At 65.5% G+C, this 11,025-nt stretch carries 12 protein-coding genes and 1 pseudogene; 7 read left to right on the top strand and 6 right to left on the bottom strand.

Annotated elements, in window-relative coordinates; all coding sequences use genetic code 11:
* Positions 1-48: 48 nt before the first annotated feature.
* The 3 genes from PCE31106_RS17150 (at position 49) to PCE31106_RS17140 (ending at position 1,758) form a co-directional block, all read left to right on the top strand.
* Complete coding sequence (locus PCE31106_RS17150; RefSeq protein ID WP_254441131.1) at positions 49-357, top strand: TetR/AcrR family transcriptional regulator; 309 nt, start codon at positions 49-51, stop codon at positions 355-357.
* Positions 358-360: 3 nt separating this feature from the next.
* Positions 361-957, top strand: coding sequence for an LOG family protein (locus tag PCE31106_RS17145; protein WP_017233275.1), 597 nt, complete (start codon positions 361-363; stop codon positions 955-957).
* Positions 958-1,224: 267 nt separating this feature from the next.
* On the top strand, positions 1,225-1,758 hold the full coding sequence (locus PCE31106_RS17140; protein ID WP_174975250.1) for a DUF2062 domain-containing protein: 534 nt from the start codon (positions 1,225-1,227) through the stop codon (positions 1,756-1,758).
* A gap of 20 nt (positions 1,759-1,778) precedes the next feature.
* Here PCE31106_RS17140 and PCE31106_RS17135 read toward each other — a convergent pair whose 3' ends face one another.
* Both PCE31106_RS17135 and PCE31106_RS17130 read right to left on the bottom strand, forming a co-directional pair.
* Complete coding sequence (locus PCE31106_RS17135) at positions 1,779-2,390, bottom strand: DUF924 family protein (protein ID WP_150564099.1); 612 nt, start codon at positions 2,388-2,390, stop codon at positions 1,779-1,781.
* 55 nt (positions 2,391-2,445) lie between these two features.
* Positions 2,446-3,176, bottom strand: a pseudogene (locus PCE31106_RS17130) (alanyl-tRNA editing protein).
* A 369-nt stretch (positions 3,177-3,545) separates the two neighbouring features.
* Between PCE31106_RS17130 and PCE31106_RS17125 the strand changes: the two are divergent.
* The 4 genes from PCE31106_RS17125 to PCE31106_RS17110 all read left to right on the top strand — a co-directional run bounded on the left by PCE31106_RS17125 (position 3,546) and on the right by PCE31106_RS17110 (position 6,683).
* Positions 3,546-3,983, top strand: coding sequence for a tetratricopeptide repeat protein (locus tag PCE31106_RS17125; RefSeq protein WP_017233271.1), 438 nt, complete (start codon positions 3,546-3,548; stop codon positions 3,981-3,983).
* Positions 3,984-4,009: 26 nt separating this feature from the next.
* Positions 4,010-5,035: a hypothetical protein gene (locus PCE31106_RS17120; protein ID WP_150564098.1), complete on the top strand. Its 1,026-nt coding sequence runs from the start codon at positions 4,010-4,012 to the stop codon at positions 5,033-5,035.
* A gap of 297 nt (positions 5,036-5,332) precedes the next feature.
* The gene (locus PCE31106_RS17115; RefSeq protein WP_017233269.1) at positions 5,333-5,740 is read left to right on the top strand and encodes a hypothetical protein; all 408 of its coding nucleotides are present in this window, start codon (positions 5,333-5,335) and stop codon (positions 5,738-5,740) included.
* A gap of 22 nt (positions 5,741-5,762) precedes the next feature.
* Positions 5,763-6,683: a hypothetical protein gene (locus tag PCE31106_RS17110; protein ID WP_150564097.1), complete on the top strand. Its 921-nt coding sequence runs from the start codon at positions 5,763-5,765 to the stop codon at positions 6,681-6,683.
* A 74-nt stretch (positions 6,684-6,757) separates the two neighbouring features.
* Here the strand turns inward: PCE31106_RS17110 and PCE31106_RS17105 are convergent, their stop codons facing one another.
* The 4 genes from PCE31106_RS17105 to sugE all read right to left on the bottom strand — a co-directional run bounded on the left by PCE31106_RS17105 (position 6,758) and on the right by sugE (position 10,999).
* Positions 6,758-7,201, bottom strand: a complete 444-nt coding sequence (locus tag PCE31106_RS17105; protein WP_017233267.1) for a group II truncated hemoglobin — start codon at positions 7,199-7,201, stop codon at positions 6,758-6,760.
* Between the two features lie 79 nt (positions 7,202-7,280).
* Positions 7,281-9,818: an ABC transporter permease gene (locus tag PCE31106_RS17100; RefSeq protein WP_254441130.1), complete on the bottom strand. Its 2,538-nt coding sequence runs from the start codon at positions 9,816-9,818 to the stop codon at positions 7,281-7,283.
* Positions 9,805-10,401 (bottom strand): DUF4126 domain-containing protein, encoded by a 597-nt coding sequence (locus tag PCE31106_RS17095; RefSeq protein WP_150564117.1) that lies wholly within the window; start codon positions 10,399-10,401, stop codon positions 9,805-9,807. Before PCE31106_RS17095 ends, PCE31106_RS17100 begins: the two co-directional genes overlap by 14 nt.
* 280 nt (positions 10,402-10,681) lie before the next feature.
* Entirely contained in the window at positions 10,682-10,999 is a 318-nt protein-coding gene (sugE, locus tag PCE31106_RS17090; protein ID WP_017231395.1) for a quaternary ammonium compound efflux SMR transporter SugE, read from the bottom strand.
* Positions 11,000-11,025: the final 26 nt, after the last annotated feature.

Below are 11,025 nucleotides of genomic sequence, written 5' to 3'. Positions count from 1 at the left end.
AGGCTTACTGATAGACACAAGACTATCCGTTATTTTAAGAGAGTCCTTGTGTCCTCAGATACGTGGGGCCGCTCCACGCGCGAAATGTGCGACCTGCTCGTGGCCGAGGGCGAAATGGAAATCACGCCCGAGCAGATCGAGGTGGTCACGACCAACATGGTGGTGATCTCCACCTATTGGTTGTCCTACCAGTTCGTGATGAATCCGCGCAAGTACAACGACCCGGCGGAGATCGGTGCCGGGTTGCATCAGTCGAGCCATCACATCCTCTCGCAAATGGCCCCGTATCTGAAAGGCAGCTCGCGCGAGATGTACGACAGGATGGCGCGAGAATCGTCGGCTAAGGGGGCGCATTAAGGCATGGCGTCGGAAGTCAAATCGATCTGTATTTACTGCGGTGCCGCCCCGGGGGTACGTCCTGCCTACGCCGAAGCGGCGCGTGACCTGGGCCGACGCATGGCGCAAGCGGGCATTCGTCTCGTGTATGGCGGCGGCAAGGTCGGGCTGATGGGCATCATTGCCGACGCCGCGCTGGCGCACGGCGGCGAAGTCATCGGCATCATCCCGAAAGCCCTGATGGAACGGGAAGTCGGTCACACCGGGCTGACGCAATTGCATGTTGTCGAGAACATGCATCAGCGCAAGCAGATGATGGCCGATCTGTCGGAGGCTTTCATTGCCATGCCCGGCGGCATCGGCACGTGCGAAGAACTGTTCGAAGTCTTTACGTGGCTGCAGATCGGCTATCACGCGAAACCGATCGGTCTGCTCAACGTCGATCAGTATTACGATCCGTTGATTGTGTTCCTCAAATCGATGGTGACGGAGCAGTTCCTCAAGGGGCCGCAGTTGGACCAGTTGCAGATCAGTGCGTCGCCCGAAGCGTTGCTCGATACCCTGCGGCACTTCACGCCGTCGCAAATCGATCGCTGGTCCCACCAGCGTTCACAGATCTGAGCGCAGCCGCGTCATCGCTGCGCAGTCCATCGGCTGCGCAGTGTCGGTTCCCCTAGCGCTTCAGCCCTCCCCCTCACCCGTCGCCCGTTCTTCGTGCCAGACACGGGACCGCGATCGCTCGGCACGCCGTCGCCCGCGGCGTGATTGAACTCCTGCCGCCCCCGGGACTCAGACATCCGTTGCATGCGGATCATCGTGTGCGCGCCTGCCCCATGCCCGCCTGGGTCAACGCTTTCCTCGACGTGCAACCTGCCTATGATGTTAAAGATGCTTCGCCCGATGCGACTGCTGCGTTCACGCTGGCTGCGCCCACACGCCGGCTTGCTGCTGCGCCGCGCCTTGTGGCAAGCCACGCCGCGAGGTGTGGCCATCGGGCTGGCATGTGGTGTTTTCTTCGGGATTCTGATCCCCGTCGGCCAGATGCTCGTGGCGATACTCGCCGCAGCGCTGTTACGCGGAAATCTATTCCTCGCGGCGGTCGGCACGCTGGTGACCAATCCGCTGACGGCGCCCTTTGTCTATTGGGGCGCGCACCGTCTGGGCCGCTGGATGTTCGAGTGGCCACCGCAGACCGAGATCGAAGCGACGGTGGCCGCCGCGACACAGGCGAGAGAGAGCTTGTGGACTCAGTTGACGAACCTCGATTTCGGCACGGCGACGCTGCATCTCGCGACTGGCCTCGCCGCCTGTGCGGCGGCCGGCGGAGCGCTCGCCTACGTGATCGGCTTCTGCGCGATCCGTTGGCACCAACGGTGCCGCGCCGGGACAACGGTGAGTGCGTCTGACGCCCCCCGGGACTAAGCGCCACGTCATTTCCGTCGTCAGAACGACGATCCCGGCGTCTTCAGAAATGCGATTTCCTCTGGCGTCGATGTCCGTCCCAAGGCCTGGTTGCGGTGGGGGTATCGCCCAAAACGCTCGATGACGATCGCATGCTTGCGCGCGTAATCGAGGTTATCGACCAGCCCGAACGCCTTCGCCAAGGGTTCGTACAGGGCCAGCGAAAGGTGCTGGCTCTCCAGCGATTCGTCGTGTTCGAACGGCAGATAGACGAAAACACGATGCTGTGGTGTCGGCAGGCGCTGATCGTCGCCCGCCTCGACCAGGCGCCGCGCCACGGCCAACGCCCGTGCGTCGCCCGCAAAGGCCTTCGCGTGCCCCCGAAAGAGATTGCGCGAGAACTGGTCGAGCACCACGATCAGCGCGCACGCCCCGAGCGGCGTCTGCGCCCAGTCATCGAGTTCTCCGCCGAGCGCCTGCGCGTGCAACACGCCGAAGTGGGTACGGATAGACGCGTCGTACGCGTCCGACTTCCGGAACCATTCGGGCCGCGCCATCCCGTACTCGGGAGCGTCCGGACGGCCGAACCAGAAATCGAGCACCGTTTGCCACGGGGGTACTTGCGAAGAGCGTGCTCCAGCGGGTGTCGTCATCGATCATCCTGAAAGGTGAGCGCGCGTGAGAAGGATGGCTCGCATGATGCCAGACTCACGCAAAGGCCAATACCACGCGGCGCGTGCGTGACGTCTTCTTCTCGATCTTGGCCACGCGCAGCGCGCCGATTTCCGCCGTATTGGCCACGTGCGTGCCACCGCACGGCTGCAAATCGATACCCTCGATACGCACCAGACGCACGCGTCCCAGGCCCACCGGCGGCTTCACGCTCATGGTGCGCACCAGTTCGGGACGCGCCGCCATCTCGTCGTCGCTGATGCTGTCGATAGCCACCGGCCGTGCAGCCGCCACGAGCGCCGCCAACCCGGCTTCAACGGTCTCTCGCTCGATCGGCTCGTTCGTCACGAAATCGAGCCGAGCGTACTCCGTGGTGATGCTGCACCCATCCACCGGATGCGGCAACACCGCACACATCAGATGCGACGCCGTGTGAAAGCGCATGTGACGAAAGCGTCGCGCCCAGTCGATCTCCGCCTGCACGATATCGCCGACCGAGAGTCGCGCCAGCACATCGTGCTGGCCCTCGCCGGGCACATGGACCGCATCGTCGGGCGTCGCGCCCTCGTGTTTTGACTTGCGCGTGTCGGCAATGGCGAGGCGAGTGCCGTCCACCAGCACCAACTCACCGGCATCGCCCGCTTGTCCCCGCCCAGCGGATAGAAGACGGTGCGATCGAGCCTGATGCCGGTCTCGTCGATATGCGTGATGCGCGCCTCGCACTGGCGCAGATAGGCGTCCTGCCGAAAAAGGGCTTCGGTGGTCATTGGGGCGTCTCCATAGGTGATCCGCCATGGTCGCGCGAACCGGGCCTGAGTGACAAGGGACAATCCGGCGCCGCAACGCCAGTACGGTCGGTACGCCACTTGCGGCAAGGTCTCCGCCGAAACAGCGAGACGCCGACACTGCCCGCCGGGCGAAGGTTTCGCGGCATCGGCCCAACACCGTCGAATTGGGCATACGCGGCGTACGGGACGCCATGCTTTTCCCAATGCGCGCCCACCGAGCGATCGGACGACAGCTTTGTCCTCGAATCGAAAGAGACGGATACCGCGTCAACCGTAGGATCCGCCCAGGCGCCCCACCCATGGCGCCTGGAAAAATCCGAAACGTTGTCAACCGGCCCCCATCCTCTCATGCATGTCACGCACCCTCCCCCCTCGCTGCCCCGCCACGATGTCGCCGGGCGTCTGCCGCCCGACGCTGGCGACACCGCGCCCCAGCGCTACCAGCAAGCACGCGACGCGTACCTCGCCGCCGATTACGAAAGGGCACTGCATGTGCTCTATCCCCTGCTCAAGGAACTTCCGCTGGACGTCAGCGTGAACAAGCTGATCGGCTACGCGCATTTCGGGCGCGAAGACTATGCGCTCGCGCTGGTGCCGCTCACCTCGGCGGCACTTTTCACACCCGACGACCCCGAACCGATACTGATTTGCGCGCATTGCCTGGCGAAGTTGGGCGATGGCGCGCTCGCTCGCGATCTCGCCATACAGGCGCTCGAGACCTCTCGGCAGAACGCGGCGCATGCCGACATCGGTGCGCGCGCCGAACGTTTTCTCGCCACGATTTAACGCCAATTCATTCCCGGGAGCCCCCCATGACGATAGGTATGCCCTCGTCTTCCCCTCTGCCGACGCCCCTCCAGTCCCTCTCGAACGCCAGCAATGTCGGCGCGAACCCGCAAGTACACATTGCGATGCCGGAGCCGCCGAAGGACCTGATGGCAGGGTGCTGGGAGCAGTTTCAAAGCGCCATTCAAACGCATCGCGGCGCGCGCAACGCGGCCCTCATCGGACACGTCGTCAACGCCATCGCAAAGAGCACCGCACTGGGCTTCGCGATCGCCACGATGGACGACGACTGGAAGGGATACGTCGACATCCCCCTCCATGTGCTCGCGGCATCCACGGAAATCGCGAGCCTGATGCTCGCAGCCAGCAAGTTCTGGCACGGCCCTGACGACATCCCGGGCGCGGAGATTCGCGACACCAACTTCTTCCAGACCATCGGCCAGTGGACCGGCATCGACCTGCTGCGGGAGTACGGCGGGGTGGTCAATTTGGCGATCACCAACGGTCCGCTGGTGTTTGGCGCCGTTCACAATGGCGCCGCACCGTTGCTCGAGACGCTGGGCATCCCGGTGCCGTCATGGCTGAAAGACGCCGCCGTTGACGATGCGAGTTCGGCCATCGCCGACGGGGTGGCGACCGCAACCGATTTCCTACAAAACCGCGTGCTCGGCACGATCATCGCTGGCCGTGAGCGGCGCGCGTCCGTGGACAGGGTCACGGCGGCCGAGACCACCGTGAACTACGTCGTGCTGGACGGCGAACGCGACTACGTGCACATGGCCCCCCGCCCGCAGCTCGACTACGAACTTGAGGGGGTGACCGTCGTCCCGAGACTGTCTCGGGACGACTCGGCGCTCGCGTCCATCTCGTCCATCCCGGTGCCACCGGCCATCCCGGGCGACAACGCGGACATCCAGTCACTCGCGACCGGCGTCGACGACGAGTTCTTCGATGCCGAATCGGATTTGCATTCGGTCGTCTCCGATCTGTCGAACGAGGCCTTTCACGATGCGCTGGACACCGTCACACCTGACGTCGGTTCGCGCCCGTAAGCGTCATCGCAATGGGCTGCGCCTGCGCAGTCCAGGATGAAACGCGGCCACGCGCGCACCGACAGGACCAAACGGGGCGTACACGCCCCCCGCCGCGCCGCAGGCGCGCGCGTGCCGCAGCCGGATCCATGCCGTAACCCTTAGGAGGAACGACGTTCCATGCAGCGAAATTCAGCCCCCCACGCCGCCGGTGAAACCCACGTCCGGGCCAGCCGCACGGTGCCAAACGGCCAAACGCATTTCCCCCCACGAACCGACGGCGCCCAGCGTTGCGCCTCTGACGCGGTTTCACCCAACGTGTCGCCGACCGCATCACCGGCCACATCGTCGATCGATTCGCCGATCGCGTCGCAAGCCTTCTCTCATGCGTATGCCCTCTGCGCGGCCAACGACTTCGTCGGTGCCGCACGCGCCTTTGCCGACCTCTGCCTCGCCTACCCGGAACGCACGGATGCCCACAAGGCATTCGGCTACGTGCTTTGTCAGCTCGGCGATTATCGACACGCCGTCGCCCCCTTGATGATCGCGGTTGCGCGGGACTATGGCGACCCCGAGCCCTTGTATTTCGCCGCCGTGTGCATGCAGCGCAATGGCGATGTCGAGACCGCCCGCGAGATGGCAAGCGATGCGCTCGACATGGTGCGTCGCACCGGCCGCCCCTCTGATCTACACGACAAGCTGACGCGTCTGATCGACGCCCCCTGACCCCATCCCTCGGAGCCTATTCATGCCCAGACTTGACGCCCTGCCCACGCCCCACTACGTCTCCCAGACTGCCCCCGTCAACGCGTCGGCCACTGCGGCGAACGAAGCATCGCTTGCGGGCGAAGTGCGAATCGCCCTCGGCGCGATGCAAGACGACGCACACTCGCCGCATCGACTACGGCCGTCGCCGTCCACCGTTGGCCGCTTTACCGCCTTGATGCAACACGTGGGAAATTTCGGACTCAGCCTGGCGTCGTTAAGCGTGGCCAGCCTGAACAACATCAAGGAGATCTACGACGACAGTGCCTTGGCGACCGCCCACAACGTGACGCTCGCAACGGCGTCCCTGGCGACGCTGTCCAGCCTGATGGATTTGACGGTCGCCATTGGCAAGTACTGCACGCCCTCGACGACGACGGCCGACATCAAGAACACCGCCTGGCTGACCTCGGCGGGTGCCCTTCTGGGGTCGAAACACCTCGAGCGGTATGGGGCCAAATACCAGACGACCTTGCTGGGCGCCTCGATGATGGTGTTCTTCAATCAGGCCGGCAGAATCGCCGGTGAGCATCACGCCATGGCCGAGTTATCGAACCGTGTCGGGCCAACGCCGTCTGCGGCCCCGTCGGAAGCGCCGCCCGGCGACACGCTCGACATCGACTCGCTGCAATCCTGCATGGGGTTTTCGGCTGCCGCTTATCGTGCGTTCGGGGGCATCGCCACCGAAGGGCTGATCGAGTGGATGACGGCGATGGAGGCGCGTCGATCGCTGGATCTCGTCGAGCATCAGTTGAATTATGAGAGCCCGTTCGGACAGGAAGGCCGATACCGATCGGACACATCCGAATTTGGACAGGCAACGCAACGCGCTGGCGCGCCCGATCCGGACCCGCCGTCGTCGCACGCCCGTGCCGCCCTGCCCGATCGAGCCACGAACGTCTGACACATCCCAATCGCCCCTGTCGCCGCGACGAGGGCAAAGGGTGCCTGCCGAGGTGCTACCGGTTGCCGGTTGCCTCAACCCGCCCGATTGCGCATCCAATCCGCCGTGCCATGGAACGCCTGCATCAGCCGTTCCTGTAGCGATGCTTCGACGCCAATGTCCTGCATGGCCCACGCCATGCAGCGCAACCATTGGTCGCGCTCGCTCGTGGCAATCGGGAACGGCAGATGGCGGGCGCGCAACATCGGATGGCCGAACCGTTCGATGTAGTGATTCGGCCCGCCCAGCCATCCGCACAGGAACCAGAAGAGCTTGTCGCGCGAATCGCCAAGCGACTCTGGGTGCAGGCTACGAATGCCCGCGAACTCGGACTCGAGGTCCATCAGGTCGTAGAAGCGGTCGACGAGTTCGCGCACGCGATCCTCGCCGCCAAGCAGGGTAAAGGCCGTCGGTTGCGCGGCAGCGTCCTGCGCGTCGTCGTCCGTCTGCGGAGTTTGCGGAGTGTTTTCGGTCGTCATGCCCGCTATTGTGCCCCAGGCCCATCGCGTCTGCCACGCGTGCGCGAGCGGCACGATGCCGCACCTCCCCTGACGGGCGTCAGGCCTCGCGCAACGTGCGCAGCGCCGATTGACGCAGGACTGCCCGCAGACCGCTCCATCCGCCGATCAGCGCGCACAGCACGCCCGCCCCGACGCCCAGCGCGGGCAGCCATGGATTGAAGTGCAGCGCGAACTCGAAGACGTAGCGTGCGAGCGCCCATCCGAGCGCGCCGGCGCCCAACGCGGCCAGCAACCCGGCCAACGCGCCCACGGTCACCAGTTCCGCCAGATGCACATCGCGAAGCTGCCGCGACGACGCCCCCAACGCGCGCAAGATACCGCTCTCGCGCATGCGCTCGTCTCGCGTGCCCGCAAGCGCCGCATACAGCACCAGCACACCCGCCGCGAGCGTAAAGACAAAGAGCGCTTGCACGGCATCGATGACTTGCGACAGGATTTGCTGGATCTGCGCGAGCAAGGCGCCCGTGTCGATCACCGTCACATTGGGGAACTGGCGAACCAGAGCATCGGCCACGCCCTGTTGCTTTGGCGCGAGATGGAACGACGTGATCCACGTCATCGGAAAATCACGCAGCGCGGCGGGCGGCATCACCACGAAGAAATTCACGCGCATCGATCCCCAGTCCAGCTTGCGAAGACTCGTGATCGGCGCGTCGATGTGCTGGCCCGCGACTTCAAAGCGCAGCGTGTCGCCAAGGGCCAGCCCGAGCGTCTTTGCGATGCCCTCTTCCATCGAGACCTGGGGTGTCGAGGCATCGCCGTACCACTGTCCGGCCGTCACGCGATTGCCGTCGGGCAGCACCGCCGTGTACGACAGGTTGAACTCACGCTCCGCAAGTCGCCGCGCCCGCACTTCCGTGTAGCTATCGCCCGTCACCGGCTTGCCGTTGATGGCCGTCAAACGCGCACGAATCATTGGCGAGAGCTGCACGTTTGGCAGTCCCGCCGCGCGCAACTGAGCCAACACCGGCGCGTCCTGCCCCGGCTGAATATCGATGACGAAGCGGTTCGGCGCGTCGGGCGGGCTCGACTGACGCCAGCCCGCGACCAGGTCGTTACGCGTGACGGCAAGCAGCAACAGCGCCATCAACCCGAGCCCGAGCGCCACCACCTGCAACGCACTGCCGAGCCCGCGGCGACGCAATCCCGCCACGGCGTAGCGCCATCCGATGCCGCCCATCGCACCGCGACGCCTGGCCCAGGCGGCCAGCCCGCAGATGGCGAGCCAGGCGAGCACGCCGAACACCACCGCGCCCGCCGCGAAGCCGCCCGCCACCATCGCCCCGAGACGCAGGTCTCGCGCCGCGAACAGCAACAGCGCGCCGAAGGCCAGCGCACTCGCGCCATACGCCCGCCACCCTTGCCTGCGCGCCCCACCCACGACATCGCGACGCAACACATGCAGGGGCGCGACTTCGGAGAGCGGCAGCAACGGCGGCAACGCGAAACCGAGCAGCATGACCAGCGCACTCGCCAGACCGACGACCGCCGGTCGCCACGTCGGCGCCGGCAACCCCGCCGGGATCACGTCTCCCAACTGGGCGAGCAGCACCCAATGCGCCGCGTAGCCGAGCGCGATGCCCAATACGCCACCGATTAGGCCAAGCCCGATGAATTCAAGCGTCACCATCCCGCGCAACGCGCGGCGCGACAAGCCCAGGCAACGCATGACGGCGCAGGCATCGAGATGGCGCTCGCTGTACCGACGCGACGCGATGCCCACCGCCACCGCCGCCAGCACGGCGGCGAGCAAGGCCACCAGCGAGAGAAAACGCTCGGCGCGATCGAGCGTCTGGCGCACCTGCGGCTGTCCTTCCTCCAGCGATTCGAGATGCACGCCGCGCGCCTGTTCGGCGGCCGGCCGCGCCCACGCGGCGAATCTGGCGACCTGCGCGTCCGTGCCCGCCACCAGCAGCCGGTAGGTGATCCGGCTGCCGAACTGCACCAGCCCCGTCGACGGCAATTCGTCGAAGCGCATCATGACGCGTGGGGCCAGCGATCCGAAGCCGAAACCGCGATCCATTTCTCGCGTGATGACGGCGGCGATGCGCAACGTGCGGTTGCCCACGCGAATGGACTCGCCGGGCTTGACGTGCAGGGCATCGAGCAACGCGGCGTCGACCCACACCGTGCCTGGCGCGGGGATGGCCGCGGCGGGTGCATCCGGCGTATCGGCGCCGGCATCGGGGGCGGTGCGCACTCGCCCGCGCAATGGATAGCCGTCGCTCACGGCCTTGAGCGACGATAGACGGCTCGCGCCGACTTGCCCGTGTTCGTTCGGGACGCTGGCCATGCTGGGAAAGTTGGCGACGACGGCGGTGGCCAGCCCATCGGCCTGCGCCTGACGCGCAAATGCCGGCGACAGGGGGGCGTCGCTGCGCACGACGAGGTCGGCGGCGAGCATCTGACGGGCGTCGCGTTCAAGCCCGCCCTGCATCCGATCCGAGAGAAACCCCACGCTGGAGAGTGCACCGACCGCCAGCAACAACGCCACGAGAAGCAGATGCAACTCGCCTGCGCGCCAATCGCGCAGGAACATCCGCCATGCCTGGCGGGCAACGTCAGTGAACCCCATCGTTTTTCAATCCTTTGACCCGCGCCAGCAATGAGCGCCAACCTCGCCACACGCGGGGCAGCCACCACCACGCCAGCACGACGAAGATCAATAACATCACGAGAAAAACGGCGGGAAGGAAAAACGCCAGCGCCAGTCCGCCCACCGTCGACACATCTTCGCCGGCTGAGGCCGCGACATTGGAGAAAGGTTCCGGCGACGTGTTGATCAGCGCCCGGCTACCCGCTTTTGCCAGATGGGCCGTGCCTGCCAACGCACCGCCCGCCAGCCCCGCCAGCACCGTGACGGTCGGATCCATTTGTCCCAGCGCCGCCGCGCCGAGCACGATGCCGGCCGGAATGCGGATGAACGTGTGGACGGCGTCCCAGGCACTGTCGACAAAGGGAATTTTATCGGCGAAGAACTCGATGGCCGCCAGCACGCCGGCCGCGGCAATCACCCACGTCGACGTCAGCACCACCAGCGAGGGCGGCAGATGCAACCAGCCCAGACGCGCAGCCATTCCCGCGCAGAACACCGTCAGGTACAACCGCAGGCCACTGCCCCAAGACAGCCCCGCACCCAGTGCAATCGATTCAAGCATGGCGACCTCACTGCCGCCGACATGACGGCGTCGCATGATCACGCGTCGTGTACTGCCGACGCGGCAACGGCCACCGGGCAGGATGCGAACCGCCCCTACCCGCCGGACTGACGTCACAAGTGACGCATCGGTGGCGTACAGTCGGCGAACGACCCTCGCGGAACAGCCACCGAACGGTCACTCGACCGCTACCGCGTCATTATGCCGCGCGCTGGGGCAACGTACCACCGGTGCCGGACATTGAGGATTTGGCGTGGCCGGCGCAAACGGCAGGCGCCCTTCAGGCTGCGGTCAACTTCAACCCGACCAGGCCCGCCAGAATCAGCGTCACGCTGGCAATCCGGGCGGCGGAGGCCGACTCGCCGAACAGCATAATGCCCAGCACGAACGCACCGACGGCGCCTATACCGGTCCAGATCGCGTATGCCGTGCCCAATGGCAGCGAACGCACGGCCAATGCGAGCAGCCAGACACTGCCGATCATTGCGCCAATCGTGAACACCGACGGCCAGAGACGCGAAAAACCCTGCGTGTACTTGAGGCCGACGGCCCACGCCACTTCCAGCAAACCGGCAATAACCAATAGCATCCAGGCCATGACTGACTCCGATAGAGAAATCGGGG

Origin of the sequence: Pandoraea cepalis (genome assembly GCF_902459665.1) — a bacterium.
In the GTDB taxonomy this organism is placed as follows: domain Bacteria; phylum Pseudomonadota; class Gammaproteobacteria; order Burkholderiales; family Burkholderiaceae; genus Pandoraea; species Pandoraea cepalis.
This window is presented reverse-complemented; position numbering and strand designations above follow the sequence as displayed.

What these genes read in the sequence shown, in the direction of transcription:
- PCE31106_RS17145 (WP_017233275.1), top strand. Translation starts at nt 361, where the DNA reads ATGGCGTCGGAAGTCAAATCGATCTGTATTTACTGCGGTGCCGCCCCG.
- PCE31106_RS17140 (WP_174975250.1), top strand. Translation starts at nt 1,225, where the DNA reads ATGCTTCGCCCGATGCGACTGCTGCGTTCACGCTGGCTGCGCCCACAC.
- PCE31106_RS17135 (WP_150564099.1), bottom strand. Translation starts at nt 2,390, where the DNA reads ATGACGACACCCGCTGGAGCACGCTCTTCGCAAGTACCCCCGTGGCAA.
- PCE31106_RS17125 (WP_017233271.1), top strand. Translation starts at nt 3,546, where the DNA reads ATGCATGTCACGCACCCTCCCCCCTCGCTGCCCCGCCACGATGTCGCC.
- PCE31106_RS17120 (WP_150564098.1), top strand. Translation starts at nt 4,010, where the DNA reads ATGACGATAGGTATGCCCTCGTCTTCCCCTCTGCCGACGCCCCTCCAG.
- PCE31106_RS17110 (WP_150564097.1), top strand. Translation starts at nt 5,763, where the DNA reads ATGCCCAGACTTGACGCCCTGCCCACGCCCCACTACGTCTCCCAGACT.
- PCE31106_RS17105 (WP_017233267.1), bottom strand. Translation starts at nt 7,201, where the DNA reads ATGACGACCGAAAACACTCCGCAAACTCCGCAGACGGACGACGACGCG.
- PCE31106_RS17100 (WP_254441130.1), bottom strand. Translation starts at nt 9,818, where the DNA reads ATGGGGTTCACTGACGTTGCCCGCCAGGCATGGCGGATGTTCCTGCGC.
- PCE31106_RS17095 (WP_150564117.1), bottom strand. Translation starts at nt 10,401, where the DNA reads ATGCTTGAATCGATTGCACTGGGTGCGGGGCTGTCTTGGGGCAGTGGC.
- sugE (WP_017231395.1), bottom strand. Translation starts at nt 10,999, where the DNA reads ATGGCCTGGATGCTATTGGTTATTGCCGGTTTGCTGGAAGTGGCGTGG.